The sequence below is a fragment of the Flavobacterium limnophilum genome (assembly GCF_027111315.2).
Taxonomy (GTDB): domain Bacteria; phylum Bacteroidota; class Bacteroidia; order Flavobacteriales; family Flavobacteriaceae; genus Flavobacterium; species Flavobacterium limnophilum.
Genome location: NZ_CP114289.2, coordinates 3381772 through 3403322 on the forward strand (window position 1 = coordinate 3381772; position 21551 = coordinate 3403322).

A 21551-nucleotide genomic window follows, 5' to 3' on the forward strand; every position below is an offset into this window, starting at 1 on the left:
AATGGTTCAAAAAAAGACCAATGAAAAAATCAATTCTACTATTTGCATTTGCTTTAGTTTTCGCCAGTTGTTCCTCAACCAAAACAACGAAAACAGCCTCGAAAACTCCTTTTGTCTGGGAAAATGCCAATGTGTATTTTCTTTTAATCGACCGATTCAACAACGGAGATAAAACGAACGACCAGACTTATAACCGAAATAAACCAACGGCAAAATTACGAGGTTTTGAAGGTGGCGATATTCGAGGCGTTATTCAAAAAATGGACGAAGGGTATTTTGAAAAACTGGGAATAAATGCCATTTGGATGACGCCGGTTGTAGAACAAATCCACGATGGAGTCGATGAAGGAACTGGATATACGTATGGTTTTCACGGTTATTGGGCAAGAGATTGGTCGGCATTGGATCCGAGTTTTGGAACCAAAAAAGATTTGGCCGAATTGGTTCAAAAAGCGCACGCAAAAGGAATTCGAATTCTTTTGGATGCCGTTATCAATCATACTGGACCTGTTACTGCCGAAGATCCTGCTTATCCAGATGATTGGGCGAGAACCTCTCCAAAATGCACCTACAAATCCTACGATACTTACATCAATTGTACCTTGGTCGAAAATCTTCCAGACGTAAAAACCGAAAGCAACGAGACTGTAGCTCTGCCTCCTTTCTTGATAGAAAAATGGAAAAAAGAAGGCCGGTACGAACAAGAAGTAGCCGAATTGGATGCCTTTTTTGCCAAAACAGGTTATCCTCGTGCACCAAAATATTACATTATGAAATGGTTGTCGGATTACATCACCGATTATGGAATTGATGGCTACCGCGTGGATACTGCAAAGCATACTTATGAAGATGTTTGGGCAGATTTCAAGAAAGTTTGCGATGGAGCTTTTGCCGATTTCAAAAAAAATAATCCAAAAAAGGTATTGGACAACAATGCGTTTTTTACCGTTGGCGAAGTGTATGGTTACAACATTGGAGCGAAAAAATTATTTGATTTCGGAGATAAAAAAGTCAACTATTTTGAAAATGGCTTTACCGGTTTAATCAATTTTGATTTTAGAAACGAAGCCAAAATGAATTACGAAGAATTATTCTCCAAATACAATTCGATTCTTCAAAATGACTTAAAAGGAAACACGGTGATGAACTATGTTTCTTCTCACGATGACAGTTATCCCTATGACAAGAAACGCGAAAAAACATTCGAAAGCGGCACAAAATTGCTGCTTGCACCGGGAATTTCGCAAGTGTATTATGGTGACGAAAGCGCACGTCCGCTGGATATTCCGGGAACTACAGGCGATGCAACCTTGCGTTCAATGATGAATTGGGACGAAATAAAAACCAATCCCGAAACTCAAAAAGTGCTTTTGCATTGGCAAAAACTGGGTAATTTTAGAAAAAATCATCCTGCGATTGGAGCTGGAATTCACCAAGAAATTTCGGCAAGTCCTTATGTTTTCAGCCGAACTTTTACCAAAGATAATTTAACAGATAAAGTAGTTGTTGGATTGGATTTACCAAAAGGACAAAAAGAAATTTCTGTTGGAACTATTTTCGAAAACGGAACAAAATTGAAAGATGTTTATTCCGGAAAAAATGCGGTCGTTTCGAATGGAAAAGTTCTAATTGACACTGAATTTGATATTGTTTTATTGGAAAAATAATTCATTCTCAAAATTTTAAAAATTATTCGCAAAGTTCTCAAAGTAAATTTAATGCTTTGGGAACTTTGCGTTTTTTCTTAATTACCTTTACGGTAAATTTGACGTAAATGAATTCCATTCTCAAAATTGGTCATCGCGGAGCAAAAGGGCATCAACCCGAGAATACTTTGATTTCTTTCCAAAAAGCCATTCATTTGAAAGTTGACGGCATCGAACTGGACGTACATTTGAGTTCCGATGGGGAAATAATCGTGATTCACGACGATACAATTGACAGAACCACCAACGGAAAAGGTTTTGTAAATAAACTATCTTTGCCCGAATTGAAGATGTCGCGGATAGAAAATGAGTATGAAATCCCAACACTGAAGGAAGTTTTTGATTTGGTAAACCAACAATGTTTGGTCAATATTGAAATCAAGGGAAAAGGAATGATAAAACCAGTTATCGAGTTGATTGAATCGTATGTAGAAAATAAAAACTGGAAACACGACCAATTTTTGATTTCAAGTTTCGATTGGATTTCGTTGTTGGACATTCATTTGCTGAATCCTGAAATTCCTTTGGGCGTTTTGACAGAATATGATTTGGAACTTGCTTTTGCTTTCGCCAAATTCATCAACGCAAATTCTGTTCACGCTCATTATCATTTATTGTCCGAAAAAATGACGATGCAGATGCAGGAAGAAGGTTTTCAAGTATTCGCCTGGACCGTCAATGAGTCAGAAGACATTCAAAAAATAAAATCATTCAACGTAAACGGAATCATTTCCGATTTTCCAGATAGAATATGAACTCAAATTTTGACATTATAATTGTAGGTGGTGGTGCTGCTGGATTTTTTACGGCAATCAATATCGTGGAGAAAAATCCGAAGCTAAAAGTTGCGATTCTCGAACGCGGAAGCGAAGTATTATCAAAAGTTCGCGTTTCTGGCGGCGGAAGATGTAACGTGACCCACGCCTGTTTTGAACCCAACGAATTGGTGAAATTTTATCCTCGTGGCGAGAAAGAATTGCGCGGGCCTTTTCATCAATTTTGCTCTGGCGACACTGTGGAATGGTTCAGCAATCACGGCGTGGAACTCAAAACTGAAGAAGATGGCCGAATGTTTCCCGTTTCGAATTCGTCGCAAACCATCATTGATTGTTTTCTAAAAGCTACTCAAAAGTTGGGAATTGCAGTTTTGACTGGACAAAGCGTACAATCCATTTTCAAAAAAGATAATCTTTGGAAAATTGAAACCCAAAGCGAAAATTACATCACCGAAAAACTAATTCTCGCCACGGGAAGCAACCCGAAAATTTGGGAAATGTTGCAGACTTTTGGTCACGCCATCGTGAATCCCGTTCCTTCCTTGTTTACGTTTAATATCAAAGATTCGAGAATAAAAGAATTGCCGGGAGTTTCGGCAATCGTTTCGGTAAAAGTAAAAGACACCAAATTAACCTCAACCGGACCATTATTAATCACACATTGGGGAATGAGCGGTCCAGCAATTTTGAAATTATCGGCTTGGGGTGCCCGAATTTTATTCGAAAAAAATTACCAATTTACCATTTTCGTCAATTGGCTAAATGACCTTGATGCTGATGATACCGAAAAAATCTTGAAAGAGTTAAAACAAAAACACGCCAAAAAAGCAGTTTCCAAAAAATCTCCTTTCGACTTTCCAAATCGATTATGGGAAAGTTTGGTTTTGGCTTCGAATATTACTGAAGAAACCAAATGGGCTGATTTATCCAAAATTCAATTGCAAAACTTGGTCAGTCAATTGACGAATTCGAGTTTTCAAGTCAATGGAAAAAGTACGTTCAAGGAAGAATTCGTGACTGCCGGCGGAATTGATTTAAAAGAAATCAACTTCAAGACTATGGAAAGCAAACTCCACGAAAACATTTATTTTGCTGGAGAAATAATTAACATTGATGCTATTACAGGTGGATTTAACTTCCAAAATGCTTGGACGAGTGGGTTTATTTTAGCTAATGCTATATAAATTATTTTGTGTATATTTGCTTACAATATACAAGTCTGTGTATTTATATAATTAAAACAATTATCAAATAATTGAAAATGAAAAACATTATTGGATTCGTAATTTTATTTTTTATAATAATGAGTTGTGAAAAGGACTCAGCCATCCCAATAATAAAAACCAATCCAAATATTATATTATTAAAAACAGATGTAATCGATGCTGAGTATTCTAAAATAAAAGAGTCTCTGGTTTATATTTCATCTAACCCTTCAACTCTAAATGTCTTTAATACCAATTCTGAAAAAACAGAAAGTATCCCTTTAAACTATCCTCCTACCTGTGTCTCTGTTGCTCAAGATGGAGAAACCGCTGTTGTAGGTCATGACGGATATATTACTTATTTGAATTTAACAACAAAAACAATACTAAATTCTTACAGTATTTCTTGTGTCGCCCTAGATATTGTCATTGGCAACAATAAATGGGCTTACGTTTTTCCAAAAGAAGGTCAATGGACCTACATCAGAAGTGTAAACATGAATTTGTCTTATGATAATGAGGCGAAAAGATCCATTTACAATCAAATATATCAGGGTACTATAGGAAGATTACATCCATCCGGAAACTATATTTATACTGCAAATGGTTCGTCTCAATCTACAATTGAAAAATTTCATATTCAAAACGGCGATATTAATGACAAGTTTCAGTCTAGTTTTCAAGGAATTTATTCAAATAGTCCGAACATTTGGTTTTCCGAAGATGGCCGAAGGGTTTTCACTGAAAAAAAATTAGTTTTAAAAACATCTGATATCAATAGTCTGGATATGTCATATAACGGTACAATTGACCCAAATACAAATTTTTTTATTAAATGGTTTGATTTTTCGACTACAAAAAACAGTTTCTATGTAATTGCATCTGAAGGAGACTATTCGTATCAAAAAATCTTCCCTCATATTTTTATATACAATGCTTCGAATTTAGTGTTTATGGATAAATTAGAATTAGAAAAAACATTTATATCGGATAATAAAGGCGGAGGAACTAATTATGCATCCGAGCCTAATTTTGTATTCAGCAATTCATTAGGAAATTGTTTGTACACTATAACAAAAGCGGTGAGTCCAGACCTAATTAATCAATGGGCAATTCAAAAAATAGCCATTAATTGAAATTTTTCAAGCCAATAAGACAAAACCTTTTTAACCAAAAAAATAAAATGAAAAAAATTATTTACCTCGGAATATTATTAACTGCTTTTTTTAGCTGTACACCAGACACTAATAATGAATCAGAATTAGTATTTTCAGATGACGTATTGACTTTTAATGCTAGTGAAACAAAATCCTTGTTCCTAACCACTAAACCTAAAACAGACTGTGATTACCAAATCACTTCCAAACCTAGTTGGGTAACAATTGACCATGAATCTGGAAATCTTGACTTGAATAATAGTATCAGTGAAATTAAAATTTCCTCAAATTTCACGAACTTAAAACCTGGGATTTATGAAGGGAAATTACAATTCACGACAACATTAGGAAATAAGAGCGTTTTACTAAAGGGAGTTGTTGGCGATAATTTACTTTACTCTTTTCCAAAAATATTGAATTTCTCTATTCTCGAAAACAGCATAAAATTTACAATTAAAAATGATGGTAACATTCCATTTTCATATAACATTGAAAATACAAATACCAAAATAACCCTTTCATCAAACACAGGAGATGTTGCAATTGGAGGCCAGAAGGAAATAATCGTAACGATCAATAGAGATGGTTTGCCAAATGGAATATCCAATTTTAGTTTGAACTTAAACATCAATAATAAATCAGAAACAATAGCTGTCAATGTTGACAATTTTAAAGAGCAAAAATTAGCGGTAAGTGGAGATGTAATGGATGCGGAGTATTCGAAAGTCAAAAACCAACTTGTTTTCGTCTCGGCCAATCCTTCAAAAGTAACCATTTTTAACCCCAGCACTTCAAGTATTGAAAATATACCTTTATTGTACACGCCAACTTGTATTTCTATTTCACAAGATGGAGAAACTGCTGTAGTTGGACATGATGGACACATCACTTACGTGAATTTAAAAACGAAATCAATCATAAAAACATATGGTGCCTCCTGCTACGCTCTTGATATCGTATTGGGAAACAATAAATGGGCTTATGTTTTTCCAAAAGAAAATCAATGGACTACTATAAGATGTATTAATATGAATTTATCAACCGACAACGAATCAAATAGTACAGGAAGTTCCATATACGCTGGAACAAAAGGGAGATTGCATCCGTCAGGAAAATTTATTTATGGAGCAGATAATGGATTGTCTCCTTCTGATATTGAAAAATATGACATTCAAAATGGAGTAGCAAATATGCTTTATGATTCTCCATATCATGGTGATTATCCAATGACAGGAAATTTATGGTTTACAGAAGATGGTAACAGAATTTTTACAAGAGGGAAAACGGTCTTGAAAACATCAGAAATCAAGACTACAGACATGATTTATAATGGCACTATAAATACCGATTCAAATTTAAGAATAGAATGGCTTGATCATTCAGCGGTTAAGAACAACTTATTTGTAATCTTAAATACCGGAGATATTTGGACCGTAACAAGATCGTCATATATTTATACCTATAATTCTACAAACCTAAGTTTTATTAATAAATTGGAATTAGAAAAATATCAAGTTCCAAACACCACAGGCGGATTCACCTATTACGATGCAGAGCCATATTTTGTTTTTAGTAATTCGACTGGAAATAGCATACTTGTCTTGACAAAAGCAAAGGGATCTGGTTTGGTGAATGAATGGGCTATACAAAAAATTGCCGTTGATTAATTGATTATGAAAATTAGTTAAAATTCACGAAGAAATAAAATGGACAGATTTAGCTAAAATGCAACAAAGAATTTAACTTTCAAAAAAACTTGGACAACAGGTTTGTTTTGGCGAGTAATTTTTAACAATTAACCCAGTCAGGATTTAAAACCCTGACTGGGTTTTTTAAAACTACTTATTCAACCACCAAATGCTGGCATTCAAAACCGTTGCAAAACTTACCCAAAGCAAATACGGAATAAACAAATAACCCGCTATTTTATTGATTTTAGAAAACTTCAAATAAGTTTCATAAATCATCAACCAGAGTATAATTATTTCCAAACCCGCCAACATTGGGTTTTTCAATCCAAAAAACAAAAACGACCACAAGGCATTTAATCCTAATTGAACGGCAAAGAAAATTAAGGCATTTTTGACCAGTTCTTTTTCTTGCTCCATTCGATTCCAAACCAATCCTGCGGCAACTCCCATCATTATATAAAGCGCACTCCAAACGGGTGCAAAAATCCAATTAGGCGGATTAAAACTAGGCTTTACCAAGGTCGGATACCAAGTCGTTATTGCCGAACGAGTGACCATTCCGGAGAAATACCCAACCACCAAACAGGTAACCACTACAACTAGAATTCTGGAAATTTTGTTCATCTTTTATTTTTTTTCAAAATTAATCAAAACTTTTAAACGATTAAACCTTTAAACCTTTAAACCTTTAAACGATAAAAAAGTATCTTTGCCCAAATTTTATAATTGATGTTTTCAGCAAACGATTTTATTCCGTCTCCTTACACTCATTCTTTGGAAACCGGAAAATTCCAATGGAGTTCTCCCAGCAACATTGCCTTGGTGAAGTATTGGGGCAAAAAAGACAAGCAAATTCCAGCCAATCCTTCGGTGAGTTTCACTTTGAATAATTGCAAGACGATTACAAAATTGGCTTTCGCCCAAAAGCAAAACCAAGATACATTTTCTTTCGACCTGCTTTTTGAAGGAAAACCGAAAGAAGATTTCAAACCCAAAATCCAGCAGTTTTTCGAAAGAGTTTTGGTTTATTTGCCATTTTTGAAAGACTATCATTTTACCATTGATACAGAAAACACATTTCCACACAGTTCAGGAATCGCTTCATCGGCTTCGGGAATGGCGGCTTTGGCGATGAACTTGATGAGTTTGGAAAAAGCTTTAAACCCGGAAATGAGCGAGAAATACTTTTACCAAAAAGCTTCTTTTTTGGCACGTTTGGGTTCGGGAAGTGCCTGCCGAAGCGTAAAAGGAAAACTGGTCGTTTGGGGAAATCACAAAAACATTCAAGGAAGCTCCGATTTGTTTGGAGTGGAATTTCCGAATGCCGTACACGAGAATTTTCAGAATTTTCAAGACACCATTTTGTTGGTTGACAAAGGCGAAAAACAAGTTTCGAGTTCCGTGGGTCATAATTTAATGAACGGACATCCTTTTGCCGAAAGGCGATTTGAACAAGCTCACGAAAACCTGGACAAATTAATCCACGTTTTCGAAAGCGGAAATTTGGAGGAATTCATTACCATTGTCGAAAGCGAAGCCTTGACTTTGCACTCGATGATGATGACTTCGATTCCGTATTTTATTTTAATGAAACCAAATACATTACAAATCATCAATGCGATTTGGAAGTTCCGAAACGAAACCAAAATTCCGGTTTGTTTTACATTAGATGCGGGTGCCAACGTTCACGTTTTATACCCAGAAAATGTAAAAGAAACTGTTTTGCAATTTATTAAGGACGAATTAGTTGGCTGTTGTCAAAATGGTCAGTACCTTTGTGACCACATTGGAATGGGGTCGATTGAAAACTAAAAACGTTTAATTTTTAATTTGATACACAAATGAACATTGAATTGGAAAAATCAAAATTGATGAAGTTGTTGGAAGAAACCAACGATGAGTCGATTATTGCATCCATCAAAAAAATATTCACAGCCAAGAAAAAAGATTTTTGGGATGAATTGACGGAGGAGCAACAAGATATTTTAAACGAATCATTGGAGCAATATGAAAGAGGTGAATATACATCATTTGATGAGTTTATAAAACCACACCTTTAGAAATGAAAAGAGAAGTCGTAATTACTCCTCGAGCCAAAATTGAAATTCAAAATGTTTTTGATTATTTGGAATCTAAATGGAATGAAAAAACAAAAAAGCAGTTTTCAAACAAGATCAAGTCAATTATAAATTTAATCGGTGAAAATCCGGAATTATTTCCAGTTTCGAATGTAAATAGAAAGATTAGAAAAGCCGTAATTAATAAACAATCGACTTTGTTTTATCATTTCGACAGCAAACACATTATTGTACTTTCTGTTTTCGATACCAGACAAAACCCAACAAAAATCAACAAAATAAAATAAGTTCAACACCTATATGAAAGGACCTTTATTTTACTCAAAAATATTACTCTTTGGAGAATACGGAATTATTCGTGACTCGAAAGGTTTGTCTATTCCTTACAATTTTTACAATGGCGCACTGAAGAGAGAAGAAAATCCATCAGCCGAAGCCATAAAATCCAACGGTCATTTGAAACGTTTTGTTTCTTATTTGGAGAACTTGCAAAGTGAGCAACCCGAATTGGTCACTTTCGATTTGGTTACCCTAAAAAATGATGTCGAAACTGGAATGTACTTTGATTCTAGCATACCACAAGGTTACGGCGTGGGAAGTAGTGGTGCTTTGGTTGCTGCTATTTACGACAAATATGCCCAAAATAAAATTACCGTTCTCGAGAATCTAACTCGTGAAAAACTATTGCAACTCAAAACTATTTTCTCCCAAATGGAGTCTTTTTTCCACGGAAAAAGTTCTGGTTTGGATCCTTTGAACAGCTATTTGAGCATCCCTATTTTAATCAATTCCAAAGACAATATCGAGGCAACCGGAATTCCAACCCAAAGTTTGGAAGGGAACGGTGCCGTGTTTTTGATAGATTCAGGAATTGTGGGCGAAACTGCTCCAATGGTCAATATTTTTATGGAGAACTTGAAAGATCAAGGTTTTCGAAAAATGTTGAAATCGCAATTTATAAAACACACCGATGCTTGTGTCGAAAACTTCCTTGGTGGCGACATGAAATCCTTGTTTGAAAACACCAAAAAATTGTCGAAAGTCGTTTTGAACAACTTCAAACCGATGATTCCGGAACAATTTCACGGCATTTGGCAAGAAGGAATTGACTCCAACGATTATTACCTAAAACTTTGCGGATCAGGTGGTGGTGGTTATATTTTAGGCTTTACCCAAGATCTAAAAAAAGCAAAATTAGCACTGAAAGATTATAAATTAGAAGTCGTTTACCAATTCTAAAAAATGCTGAGCAGAAAGCACAAACTTTTAGCCCTGAAATTCATCAGTTTGTTCTCTGTGGTTAGAGGTTACAACATTCCGATAATCGTTTTGGCGCAATATCTTTCGGCGATTTTCATCCTCGCTCCCGAAAAAAGAGCCCTATCCATCCTACTCGATTTCGACTTGTTTATCATCGTTTTTGTTTCCTCGTTGACTATTGCTTCTGGATATATTATCAACAATTTTTACGACAGCAAGAAAGATTTAATCAATCGTCCCAACAAGTCGATGCTTGACCGATTGGTCAGCCAGAAAACAAAGCTTTATGTTTATTTTACACTGAATTTCATTGTAGCCTTATTGGCCATTATTGTTTCTTGGCGTGCATTTCTATATTTTTCGGTTTATATTTTCTTGATTTGGTATTATTCGCATCGCATCAAAAAATACCCTATAATCGGGAATTTAACAGCCGCACTTTTGGCAGTTTTGCCTTTTTTTGCCATTCTTTTGTATTATAAAAATTTCTACGAAGTCATTTTTGGTCACGCAATATTCCTCTTTTTACTGCTTTTAATTCGCGAAATGATAAAAGACTTGGAAAACATCAAAGGCGATTTGGCCAACGATTACAAAACCATTCCTATCGTTTACGGCGAAGAAATTTCGAAAAAAATAATTACTTTTTTAACCATCTCGACTGTAATTCCAGTCTATGTTTTAATCGAAATTTTCGACGTGGGCTACATGGACATCTATTTTTATTCCTGCCTCATCATTTTGATTTTTTTCTTGCTTTATTTATGGAAATCCAACACCAAAGAGCAATATGTATTACTCCACAATGTCTTGAAATTCCTGATTGTGGCGGGAGTTTTCTGCATTGTTCTCATCAATCCAAGCGTGTTGTGGCATGGCGAAAAATTGTTGCGGTCTTTTTAATTTTTCAAGAGCTTTATCCTGCTGTTCACTATATCTCTTATGGCGAACCCCGCCACAAGAGGATGCCGTTTCCATCAGGGCTATGGCATTTGTTTTCATATTAACGTTTACAGGAAAATTTGCATCTTTCGAGAGTAATACTACGACTATGTAATTGAAATAATTATCCAAATTAATGGATTGTTGCGATATTTATGTTATTTGTAAAAAAAGATGAAATTGAAAATGACAGAACTAAAATTATATAAATCTAACTCGAAAGGAATTAAAATTTTGGCTTTAAGCTTACCTTTAATATTAATTGGAATTTGGATGATTTCGGAAAAGCAAAATGGAACTTTTGATTATTATATGGGTTGGTTTATTGTTTCACTTTTTGGTTTAGGAATTCCAATTAGCATTTTTAATTTATTAGACAAAAGACCACAAATTATAATAAATGAAAATGGAATTTGGGACAGAACAATAAAGCAAAATGAAATCAAATGGGAACAAATTAAAGAAAGCTATTTAATAGAAATATATAATCAAAGATTTATTTCAATTATTACTGATGATACATTTGTGTTCAAAAAAAATGCATTTAGTTGGTTAAGCAATTTAAATAAATATGTTGGCGCTCAAAAATTAAACATAAATTTAAGTCAAATCAAAATTGACGAAGCCAAGCTGACAGATTTTATCAATACTATTAGAATAACTGAAAAATATCAACGAAATAATCTAATCAAAAACTTCAATTCTAACCAAAGGTTAAATACAGTTTTCAACAGCCAAAAATACGTTGCTTACCTATTAATTTTAATGTGTATGTTCGTTATTTCCTTGAGTAATTTTTATGCTTTTTGGATAATAATGATTGCAATGGGTATTGGTGGGTTGATAGCAAGATGGTATAGAGGAACAAATAACAACTCCAGCTTAAGAAAATACTCGGAAAGAATAGCTTATTTAGGATTTACAAATATGATTTTAATAGTTCTTGCTTTTAAAACTTATGATTACACAACAAATAAAATTGGAGTCCAATTAACCAATAAAATAGAAACTTATAAAACCGAATTTGGTAATTATCCAAATGAAGTAAAAACCATAATCGATAAAATTGATTTTAATCCAATTGACAAATACATTGTTGACAATAATATTATTTACAAAAAAACAGATAAAGAATACATTTTAGAACTTAAATTCTTAAATCACAACACCAAAGAATTTGACAATGAACTAAACGAATGGAATTAGTACTGCTTCAAAAACGGTAGCGTTGTACAACTTCTTTAGAAAGTGAATTCCTTATTCAACAAAAACAAGACGCTTCCAGCCTGACAAATAGCAAGAATCAATAATTTCAAAACCGTAACTTTTATAAAACAGTCTTGTTTTTAAAAGTGAATGCCGAGTCCTAATCCAAAAACAATCAACTATTAAGCAATAAAAAACTATCTTTGCACAAATTATAGAATATTATGAATAACAAGGAAGGCAATAATAAAAAAAGCGGCGGCAGGGCAAACAGTTCTAGACCAAGCTCAAATAAGCCAAAACCTGCGATGCAAAAAAGGGCACAAGGTCCTAAAAAAGTAAAACCAAATACTAAGGTTGCCGAGGCTGCTGCTGATAAAGTAGAGAAAAAACCAAATCAGGCACCAAAGAGACCTAAAGTAAAAGACGAAATTCGTTTGAATAAATACATCTCTAATTCAGGAGTATGTTCTCGTCGTGATGCCGATATTTATATCCAATCCGGAAACGTGAAAGTGAACGGAATTCCCGTAACCGAAATGGGTTATATGGTAAAACCAGGCGATGTCGTGAATTTTGACGGAGCAACTTTAACTCCGGAGAAAAAAGTATATATCTTGCTGAACAAACCAAAAAACTTCACGACGGCACTTGACGAAGGTCAGGAATACCGCAATGTTTTGGAATTGGTAAAAGGTTCCACCACGGCAAAAATTGGTGCTGTGGGAAGAATGGATAAAAACACGACAGGATTATTATTGTTTACCAACGATACAGACATGATTCGTAAGTTTACTTTACCAACCAACAAATCATCCAAAATCTACCAAGTTTCGTTAGATAAAAACTTGAAATTCGAAGACTTGGAAAAAATACAAAAAGGATTGGTTCTTGACGGACACCGTGTTTTCGTGGAAGACGTAAGTTATATAGAAGGAGAAGCAAAAAGCGAAATAGGATTGAAATTAAGATCGGCCAACGTTAAGGTGGTTCGTTCTATTTTCGAACATTTCAGTTATGATGTTTTGAGAATCGACAGGGTTGCTTTTGCAGGTTTGACCAAAAAGAATTTGCCAAGAGGAAACTGGAGATTGCTTACCGAACAAGAAATCATCAATTTGAAAAACGTATAAATTTTCAAATTTCAAATAAAAAAATCCCAAAGCAATTTGGGATTTTTTTGTTTATAAAACTTTTTAATTACTTCCATTTCAAAGTCTCCATCAAACGCTGCATATCATTTTTGACGTAACTGGCAGCCGGCATAATAGAGTCAAAATTAGGTTTGGCATAGAAATAAACAGAACCCGTCACAAAATGTTTGATGCTGTCCGTAACGTAAAATTGGGAATTCGTGGCGGCATTTCCATCCACTTGATAAAACATGCCGTACACTTTTTTGGAAGGATCCAAATATGGCTGTTCCAAGATATCATCAGCTTTTATCACGTGCTCATAGGTTAATTTTTGGGCGTCGCGAAGTAATTTATTGATGTCATTATTTACGGGTTTATAAGTCAAATAAATCGTGGCTTTCATTTTTGGATACGTGATAGTGAATCCACAATTCTTCTCCCCTTTGATGACTGCTTCAGAATTCATTTCGAATGAGAATGGACATTTATTTTCAAAATTCACGTATTCCGCCACGGGATAATCCAATCGCAAATAGCTTGACGGTTTGGGCAAAACTTCGTCCTTACAGCTAAAAACAGAAAACATCACGATCAAAAGCGCGAAAATAGCAAGTTGTTTTTTGGTCATTTTATATTTATTCAATGGTGACTTTTATTTGTTTCACTCTTTTTTTGTCGACAGACTCGATGGTAAATGTGCAATTTTCGAACGCAATTTTCTGATCTTTCTGGGGGAAATTTCCCAAAATTTCAAGGATAAATCCTGCCAACGTTTCAGCTTCGCCTTTTGTTGATTCGAATAATTCTTCGTTGACATCGATAATTCTATAAAAATCCTTGAGATTTGTTTTTCCTTCAAAAAGATAATTCTTGTCGTCTATTTTAGAAAAATTGGTGTTGTCTCCGTCAAATTCATCGCTAATATCTCCCACAATTTCTTCTATAATATCTTCCAAGGAAACCAGTCCAGATGTTCCTCCGTATTCATCGACCACAATAGCCAAATGGCTTTTCATATTTTGAAAATCCTTCAGTAAATTGTCGATTTTTTTATTTTCAGGAATAAAAAACGGTTCTCGTATCAATGTTTTCCAGTCAAATTCTTCCTTGTCAATGTGTCGGAGTAAATCTTTTACAAACAAAACGCCTTCTATCTGGTCAATATTGTCTCTATATACAGGAATTCTGGAAAAACCTTTTTCTACAATTTTCGAATAAATGTTTTGGAAAGATTCTTCAATTTCCAATGCAAAAATATCCATTCTCGGACTCATTACCTGCTTAGCATCGGTGTTTCCGAAAGTCACGATTCCTTCCAGTATTTTTTGTTCTTCGGATGATGTTTCTTCCGTGTCCGTGAGTTCCAATGCTTGCGACAATTGATCGACCGAGAAATTTGTTTTTTGCTTCCCTAATTTATTGTGCAAATAGATGGTGACTTTGCGCATTGGCAAACTTATTGGCGACAGCAATTTATCGAGTACGGCAATTGGATAAGCTATCCATTTGGAAAACTTGATATTGTTTCTACTGGCATACACTTTGGGCAAAATCTCGCCAAAAAGCAAGATTAAAAAAGTAACCAAAATTACTTCCAGGATAAATTTCAAAATAGGCGAAGTAATGGCCGAAAATATATTATGACCCACATAGGAAAACAAAATTACGACACCTATATTGATAAAATTGTTCGCTACAAGAAGCGTGGCCAACAATTTTTTGGGTTTTTCCAGCAATTCCGAAATAATTTTTCCTTTAGATGGGTGCTCCTGCAAAGTGTCGTCGATGTCTTTTGCCGACAAAGAAAACAGCGCCACTTCGGCACCAGAAACTAGCGCAGAACAAAACAACAACGCAAATATTGCCACAAAACCGAATACTAAATTGGCATCTATGGTATAAGCAAAAAGAAAACTGGGCTCTGGGTCCAAATTGAAATAGATTAGTTAAACAATCAAAACGGCAAGTCATTTATGGGCAAGTCGTTGTTTTGTGGGTCAAAGTTAGTGTTTTTTGCAGTCTCGGGACTTTGAATTTGCTTGTCTTCGCTTCCTTTTTTTGTTGTCAAAAAAGTAAACTCGGTGACTTGAATCTCGATAGTGTGTTTTGTAGATCCGTCTTCGGCCTGCCACTGACGTGATTTTATTCGTCCTTCGACATAAATTTTATCTCCTTTTGACAAGTATTTTTCGCAAATTTCGGCGGCTTTATTGCGCACAACCAGATTGTGCCACTCGGTGGACGTAATCTTTTCGTTGGTAGTTTTGTTGATATAGACTTCATTTGTTGCCAAAGAAAATCTTCCTATGCAATTTCCTCCATCGAAATAATGCATCTTAACATCTTCGCCAAGATAACCAATCAGCATAACCTTATTTAACGTTCCGTTCATTTTATTGGGTAGGGATTAAACCCAAAGATACATGTTTTAAAAAATATTTAATTCGTTTCGATAAAATTAAAAATCACTATCGGGAAAGGAAATGTTTTCAAAGTTGTTGCATCCACTCCATTTTCAACCGTTCCGTCAACCTTTATTTTCCAAAACTTGATGTGCAAATGCTGGTGCGATAATTTATGAATGATGCTTTTATCGTTACAATCTTCGATACTTATTACGGTATTGTATTTGAAAAATTCTTCTTGAACGTTGGCCGAAATAAAATCAAAATCTTCAGGTGTTTCCGTTTCTATCAATGGAAATTCATAGAGATTGTGCCAAATTCCTTTTGCGGTTCTTTTTTGGATTATGGTATTTTCATTCTCATCAGAAACCACGAGATAATTAAAGAATCGATTCCTGACTTTAGTCTTCTTTAATTTAACAGGCAATTGATCGACTTTCTTTTTTTGTAAAGCGGCACAACTGGTATTGAAAACACAAACATCGCAATTGGGATTTTTAGGAACACATTGCAAAGCGCCAAATTCCATAATGGCTTGATTGAAAAGCGCCGGATTGTCTTTAGGCATCAATTCGAAAGCCAAAGCGGCAAACTCTTTTTTGGCGGAAGCCGAAGCAATATCGGTTTCCACATCAAAATAACGAGACAAAACCCGAAAAACGTTTCCATCGACCACTGGAACGAGTTCATTATAGGAGAAAGAAGCAATCGCAGCGGCGGTATATTCACCAACGCCTTTTAATTTCAACAAGTCATTATAATTGCCAGGGAATTTTCCAGACAATTCATTAGCTACGTATTGAGCGGTTTTGTGTAGATTTCGAGCACGGGAATAATAACCTAAACCTTGCCAAAGTTTCAAAACTTGTTCTTCATCGACCTTGGCCAAGTCAAAAACGGTTGGAAAAGCCGTTGTAAAAGACAGAAAATAAGGCGTTCCTTGCGCTACTCGAGTCTGTTGTAACATTATTTCGGAGAGCCAAATTAGGTATGGATTGTCGGTTTTGCGCCAGGGCAAATCGCGTTTATTTTGTAAATACCATTTTATCAAGACATTGGAAAAAATCATCCTTAAATATTAGTTGACAAAAGTAAAAGTTTATATGATTAAAATTTAATGAATTAGCTTGAATAATTGTTTTTTTAATTCATATATTTGCAAACTCAAAATTAGTATATCATTTATAAATACGAAAGAAAATGACGAAAGCAGATATCGTTGCAAAGATCGCAGAAAAATTAGGTCTTGAAAAAGGAGATGTTCAAGCAACAGTAGAGACCTTTATGACTGAAGTAAAAAGTTCATTAGAAGAAGGAGACAATGTTTATTTAAGAGGATTTGGAAGTTTCATTGTAAAAACAAGAGCTGAAAAAACTGGAAGAAATATTTCTAAAAACACTACAATTAAAATTCCTGCTCACAACATCCCTGCATTTAAACCTGCAAAAGTTTTTGTTGAAGGAGTAAAAGTTAATAACGAAGCAAAATAAAAATATTTATTAATCACAAAATCACCCTACTATGCCAAGTGGTAAAAAAAGAAAGAGACATAAGGTAGCAACGCACAAACGCAAAAAAAGAGCGAGAGCTAACCGTCACAAAAAGAAAAAGTAGTTTATAACTACTTTTTTCTTTTTAAACGTTCATTGAAATCGAAAATTAGTGTTCGGTATTCAGTTTTTAGTATTCAGTATACTGGCAACTTAAAACTGTCAACTGCCAGCTAGTTTTCCCCGGGTTCAATACCTGTTAAAATTATTGTTTAATCCATCCTTGCTGAAGTTGGAAGTTAGAAGTTGGAAGTTGGAAGTTTTTTTGTAACTACAAAAACCTGAAACCTGAAACTTGAAACTAAAACTAAAAGTTAGGATAAAAATTTACAGAGTGAATAAAGAATTAATCATTAGATCTAGTTCTGAAGCCGTAGATTTTGCCTTATTAAAAGATGGAAAACTAATTGAATTACACAAAGAACAAGAAACGAGCAACTTCCAGGTTGGCGATATTTTTATTGCCAAAATAAGAAAACCAGTTGCCGGACTAAACGCTGCTTTTGTAAACGTGGGCTTCGAAAAAGATGCTTTTTTACATTATCACGATTTGGGACCTAATCTTGCTTCCCAACTGAAATTCATAAAACTTGTAAGCGCAGGTAAAATAAAAGATTTCTCCCTAAAAAACTTTCAGTTTGAAAAAGAGATAGACAAAGATGGGTCGATAACAGAAATTATCAATCCCAACCAATCTATCTTAGTACAAGTCGTCAAAGAACCAATATCTACCAAAGGACCAAGGATTAGCGCCGAGCTTTCCCTTGCCGGAAGATTTATTGTTTTGGTTCCGTTTTCTGACCGTGTTTCTATTTCTCAAAAAATAGAAGACAAAAAAGAAAAGGAACGTTTGAAACGACTCGTTCAAGCCGTCAAACCAAAAGGATTTGGTGTTATTGTTCGCACAGTAGCCGAAGGCAAAAGCACAGTAGAATTAGAAAAAGATTTGCAGAACCTCATAGAGAGATGGACTGCAATGTGTAAAAAATTACCAACCGCCCATCATCCGTCCAAGGTATTAGGAGAGCTCAATAGAGCTTCATCAATATTGAGAGACGTCTTCAACGATACCTTTAGCGGTATCCAAATAGATGATGAAGAGTTGTACCACCAAACGAAGGATTATTTACAAGAAATAGCCCCTTCGAAAACATCGATTGTTAAGTTTTATCAATCCAAAGACACTCCAATTTTCGAGAAATACAATATAGAGAGACAAATCAAGACCTCCTTTGGAAAAACAGTTTCCATGAGTAAAGGTGCTTACCTTATTATCGAACACACCGAAGCTTTGCACGTCATCGACGTCAACAGCGGAAACCGTTCTAATAAAGCATCGAACCAAGAAGACACTGCCATGGAAGTCAATATGATTGCCGCCGCCGAAATCGCCAGACAATTGCGTCTTCGCGACATGGGTGGAATAATCGTAATTGATTTTATCGATATGTCCAATCCTGAAAATCGCAAAGTCCTGTTCGACTTCCTTAGAGAAGAAATGAGCGATGATAAAGCGAAACACAAAATCTTGCCTCCGAGTAAATTTGGATTAGTCCAGATTACCCGACAAAGAGTAAGACCGGAAGTCAACATCAAAACTAGAGAAGAAGATCCAAACAATATTGAAGGCGAAATCGAAGCGCCAATTCAAATCATTGACAAAATCGCTCTTGACCTAGAAAGCATACTAAAAACCCACAAAGATGTCGTGCTTAACGTGCATCCATTTGTGGCCGCATACCTTACCAAAGGTTTTCCATCGATACGTTCAAAATGGTTTTTTGAACATAAAAAATGGGTGAAAATCATACCGCGTGACGCTTACACGTATTTAGAATATCATTTCTACGACAAAAAGAAGAATGTTATTATAGAATAAAACAAAAACCGCCTTTCGTGAGATTGGCGGTTTTTTTGTGCGTCATTGCGAGATTTTTCGAAGCAATCTGGAGCTTAATCCAGCTATTCGTTGCAATCTTTTCTTTTATAAAGAAAAAAAGAAAAGGATTTCCACTGCTATCTGGGCTAGGGCATTCAACTTCGAAACACCATCATTCCCTTACAATCACAATTTTTCTCCTGATTTCATTTCCAAACTCGTCCTCCACCGTAATGCAATGAATTCCTGAACTGGGTGTAATCGGCATTTCGTGAAAAGTCTTCGTGCTTCCTTTATAAATATTGTCCACATACCAAAACAACTGGACTCCTCTCGACGAATGGGCAACTTTTAAAATAACCGGCTGAATTTCGCTATTGAAATTCTTGGTCAAATAAATTTTTCCATTAGTTTTTGGATAGATAAAATCCATCGAAGTCGTTTGGGTCGACACACAATCTCCCCGAAAAGGAGGCAAAGGTCGATACTCTATGTGTTGATTTTTATAATACCATTCCATAACCGGCGGCAGTACAAACCATTTCTTGGTAATGATATTTTCTATATTTTCACAACTGCTGTTTACCCGATATTGCCCCGTTTTGTCCAAATGAACCGTTTTATGATATGGACAAACCGAAGTTGTTTTTCCTTTCAAGGAAACCAATTGTTTAATTTTTGAACAATCATCCTGCGCCAAATGACCACTCAAACTACAAACCTCGACTTCTTCCAAATCATTCAACGGAGGTTCAAACCATTTTTGTCTGGGCAACAAATTAAAAACGTCGAATAAAATAGGTGCCGCACTAGTAACCCCGGTCAAACTTGGCCGTCCCTCACCAGAAGCATTTCCAACCCAAACACCGACAACGTAACGCGAATTGGTGCCGATTGCCCAAGCATCGCGATTCCCGAAACTGGTTCCCGTTTTCCAGGCGATTTTCTGCGAGCTGTCGTAAAACTTCCAAGCCTCGTCTCCTTCCGGCCTATTCACTTCTTCCATTGCATTATAGGTCAACCAAATAGAACCTGCGCCCAAAATGGTTTTGTCGAAACTTTCCATTCCAAAATCGGTTTTGAAGTCATTTTGGTAATTCAATTCGGCAAATTCCTTGCTTCGATATCTTCCCTGATTTTTGCCAAAAAAATCAACCGTCGAAGACAAACCGGCATAGGTTCGACACAAATCCCACAAATTGCTTTCGGCACCACCCAGAATCAAGGACAATCCGTAATGGTTTGGCTGTTTTGAAATATCGCTCAATTTAAATTTTTGTAATTCTTCGTAAAACTTGTTTACCCCGAAACTTTGCAACATCAAAACCGCCGGAATATTCAAGGAACGGGACAAAGCCCGATGTGCAGGAACAGCTCCGTCGAAAGTGAGATTAAAATTCTGGGGCGTGTATCCAGAAATTTGGGTGGGAATGTCGGCAACCAAAGTGTTTGGCAACAACTCGCCATCGTCCAACATTGCAGCATACAAAAACGGTTTCAAGATACTTCCGGTGCTTCTTGGCGCACTGATAATATCGACATCCTTTTGATGGTTTCCGTCCGTTGGCGCATTACCCACATAACTTATCACGTTCCTGTTGGCAATATCAATCACTAAAATCGCCAAATTATTGACTTCGTTTTGTTTGTATTGGTTGTAATATTGCTTGGCAATTTGGTTCACCCTATTTTGCAAAGCCATTTCAACCGTGGTTTTCACCCGAGTTCCTTCCTGGTTTTTGGCCACACGCTGCAATAAATGGGGTGCAATTTGGGGCAAATCAAAAGGTTTTTGAGGCAAGGGTTCGTCAATCGACAATTCATACGTTTGCCTGTCGATAATCCCTTCGCGATGCAATTTCAACAAAAGATGGTTTCGTTTTCGGAGCAGTTTCTGTTGATTCTTTCCAGGATAAATCAAGCTCGGTGCATTGGGCAACACTGCCAAAGTTGCACTTTCTGCCCAAGACAATTGATGGGATTGCACGCCAAAATACCGCCAAGAAGCCATTTCCAAACCCACGACATTCCCTCCAAAAGGAGCGTGGGCCGCATACAAATCCAAAATTTCCTCTTTGGAATCTCGAAGTTCCAATCGTGTGGCAAGGATAATTTCGATAATCTTCTCGAAATACGTCCTACTTTTTCCTTTTCGGGACAAGCGGATTACCTGTTGCGTAATTGTGCTTCCCCCGCGAACCACTTTGCCGGCTTTCCTGTTTTCCTTAAAAGCATTGACCATCGCCACAGGATTGAATCCGGGGTGTTTGTAGAAATACTCGTCTTCGAAATAAACGATACACTTTTTGAATTTATCCGGAACGCTGTCTTGGGCAGGAAACCGCCATTGGCCATCATCGGCTATTTTAGCTCCGAGCAGCTCTCCTTCTTTGCTTTCAATTACCGTGGAATACGGTTCTTGAAACAAGGTCCTGGGCAACGAAAAATAATAAACCACCAAAAGCACGAATGCAATTAATGATTTAATTTTATACTGCTTTATCCAATTGATGATACGTTGCGAGAACGCTTTCAGTTTGTTTTTCAAGTTTTTAAAAA

Annotated in this window: 20 protein-coding genes; 14 read left to right on the top strand and 6 right to left on the bottom strand. The window is 35.8% G+C overall.

Annotated elements, in window-relative coordinates:
• Nucleotides 1–20 precede the first annotated feature (20 nt).
• The 5 genes from OZP13_RS14135 to OZP13_RS14155 all read left to right on the top strand — a co-directional run bounded on the left by OZP13_RS14135 (nt 21) and on the right by OZP13_RS14155 (nt 6511).
• On the top strand, nt 21–1667 hold the full coding sequence (locus OZP13_RS14135) for an alpha-amylase family glycosyl hydrolase (RefSeq protein WP_281297567.1): 1647 nt from the start codon (nt 21–23) through the stop codon (nt 1665–1667).
• A 107-nt stretch (nt 1668–1774) separates the two neighbouring features.
• Nucleotides 1775–2461 carry a glycerophosphodiester phosphodiesterase gene (locus tag OZP13_RS14140; protein WP_269240776.1) on the top strand — a complete coding sequence of 229 codons (687 nt, stop codon included), beginning with the start codon at nt 1775–1777 and terminating at the stop codon, nt 2459–2461.
• The gene (locus tag OZP13_RS14145; RefSeq protein ID WP_281297568.1) at nt 2458–3666 is read left to right on the top strand and encodes a BaiN/RdsA family NAD(P)/FAD-dependent oxidoreductase; all 1209 of its coding nucleotides are present in this window, start codon (nt 2458–2460) and stop codon (nt 3664–3666) included. Before OZP13_RS14140 ends, OZP13_RS14145 begins: the two co-directional genes overlap by 4 nt.
• Before the next feature lie 77 nt (nt 3667–3743).
• Complete coding sequence (locus tag OZP13_RS14150; RefSeq protein ID WP_281297569.1) at nt 3744–4823, top strand: hypothetical protein; 1080 nt, start codon at nt 3744–3746, stop codon at nt 4821–4823.
• A gap of 47 nt (nt 4824–4870) precedes the next feature.
• The gene (locus OZP13_RS14155) at nt 4871–6511 is read left to right on the top strand and encodes a BACON domain-containing protein (RefSeq protein ID WP_281297570.1); all 1641 of its coding nucleotides are present in this window, start codon (nt 4871–4873) and stop codon (nt 6509–6511) included.
• Nucleotides 6512–6682: 171 nt separating this feature from the next.
• Here OZP13_RS14155 and OZP13_RS14160 read toward each other — a convergent pair whose 3' ends face one another.
• Nucleotides 6683–7159, bottom strand: coding sequence for a TspO/MBR family protein (locus tag OZP13_RS14160; RefSeq protein ID WP_269240781.1), 477 nt, complete (start codon nt 7157–7159; stop codon nt 6683–6685).
• A gap of 105 nt (nt 7160–7264) precedes the next feature.
• Here OZP13_RS14160 and OZP13_RS14165 point away from each other — a divergent pair, with 105 nt between their 5' ends.
• The 7 genes from OZP13_RS14165 to OZP13_RS14195 all read left to right on the top strand — a co-directional run bounded on the left by OZP13_RS14165 (nt 7265) and on the right by OZP13_RS14195 (nt 13154).
• On the top strand, nt 7265–8347 hold the full coding sequence (locus tag OZP13_RS14165) for a diphosphomevalonate decarboxylase (protein ID WP_269243715.1): 1083 nt from the start codon (nt 7265–7267) through the stop codon (nt 8345–8347).
• A gap of 29 nt (nt 8348–8376) precedes the next feature.
• A complete protein-coding gene (locus tag OZP13_RS14170) occupies nt 8377–8595 on the top strand; it encodes a hypothetical protein (RefSeq protein ID WP_269240782.1) in 219 nt (72 codons plus the stop codon).
• Nucleotides 8596–8597: 2 nt separating this feature from the next.
• A complete protein-coding gene (locus OZP13_RS14175) occupies nt 8598–8900 on the top strand; it encodes a type II toxin-antitoxin system RelE/ParE family toxin (RefSeq protein ID WP_269240783.1) in 303 nt (100 codons plus the stop codon).
• A gap of 13 nt (nt 8901–8913) precedes the next feature.
• Complete coding sequence (locus tag OZP13_RS14180) at nt 8914–9852, top strand: mevalonate kinase family protein (protein ID WP_281297571.1); 939 nt, start codon at nt 8914–8916, stop codon at nt 9850–9852.
• Nucleotides 9853–9855: 3 nt separating this feature from the next.
• The gene (locus OZP13_RS14185) at nt 9856–10776 is read left to right on the top strand and encodes a geranylgeranylglycerol-phosphate geranylgeranyltransferase (protein ID WP_281297572.1); all 921 of its coding nucleotides are present in this window, start codon (nt 9856–9858) and stop codon (nt 10774–10776) included.
• A 225-nt stretch (nt 10777–11001) separates the two neighbouring features.
• The gene (locus OZP13_RS14190) at nt 11002–12021 is read left to right on the top strand and encodes an STM3941 family protein (RefSeq protein WP_281297573.1); all 1020 of its coding nucleotides are present in this window, start codon (nt 11002–11004) and stop codon (nt 12019–12021) included.
• A 224-nt stretch (nt 12022–12245) separates the two neighbouring features.
• On the top strand, nt 12246–13154 hold the full coding sequence (locus OZP13_RS14195; RefSeq protein WP_281297574.1) for a pseudouridine synthase: 909 nt from the start codon (nt 12246–12248) through the stop codon (nt 13152–13154).
• 67 nt (nt 13155–13221) lie between these two features.
• Here the strand turns inward: OZP13_RS14195 and gldD are convergent, their stop codons facing one another.
• The 4 genes from gldD to mutY are packed head-to-tail and all read right to left on the bottom strand — an operon-like array spanning nt 13222 to nt 16631.
• The gene (gene gldD / locus OZP13_RS14200) at nt 13222–13785 is read right to left on the bottom strand and encodes a gliding motility lipoprotein GldD (RefSeq protein WP_281297575.1); all 564 of its coding nucleotides are present in this window, start codon (nt 13783–13785) and stop codon (nt 13222–13224) included.
• A gap of 7 nt (nt 13786–13792) precedes the next feature.
• Nucleotides 13793–15088: a gliding motility-associated protein GldE gene (locus OZP13_RS14205; protein WP_281297576.1), complete on the bottom strand. Its 1296-nt coding sequence runs from the start codon at nt 15086–15088 to the stop codon at nt 13793–13795.
• Between the two features lie 23 nt (nt 15089–15111).
• Nucleotides 15112–15549, bottom strand: a complete 438-nt coding sequence (locus OZP13_RS14210) for a single-stranded DNA-binding protein (protein ID WP_281297577.1) — start codon at nt 15547–15549, stop codon at nt 15112–15114.
• Nucleotides 15550–15596: 47 nt separating this feature from the next.
• Nucleotides 15597–16631 carry an A/G-specific adenine glycosylase gene (gene mutY, locus OZP13_RS14215; protein WP_269240790.1) on the bottom strand — a complete coding sequence of 345 codons (1035 nt, stop codon included), beginning with the start codon at nt 16629–16631 and terminating at the stop codon, nt 15597–15599.
• 131 nt (nt 16632–16762) lie between these two features.
• On the opposite strand from mutY, the gene OZP13_RS14220 reads away from it, so the two are divergent.
• Complete coding sequence (locus OZP13_RS14220; protein WP_073368203.1) at nt 16763–17053, top strand: HU family DNA-binding protein; 291 nt, start codon at nt 16763–16765, stop codon at nt 17051–17053.
• Nucleotides 17054–17447: 394 nt separating this feature from the next.
• Nucleotides 17448–18992: a ribonuclease E/G gene (locus OZP13_RS14225; RefSeq protein WP_281297578.1), complete on the top strand. Its 1545-nt coding sequence runs from the start codon at nt 17448–17450 to the stop codon at nt 18990–18992.
• 172 nt (nt 18993–19164) lie between these two features.
• Here the strand turns inward: OZP13_RS14225 and pbpC are convergent, their stop codons facing one another.
• Nucleotides 19165–21540 carry a penicillin-binding protein 1C gene (pbpC, locus tag OZP13_RS14230; RefSeq protein WP_281297579.1) on the bottom strand — a complete coding sequence of 792 codons (2376 nt, stop codon included), beginning with the start codon at nt 21538–21540 and terminating at the stop codon, nt 19165–19167.
• Nucleotides 21541–21551 lie beyond the last annotated feature (11 nt).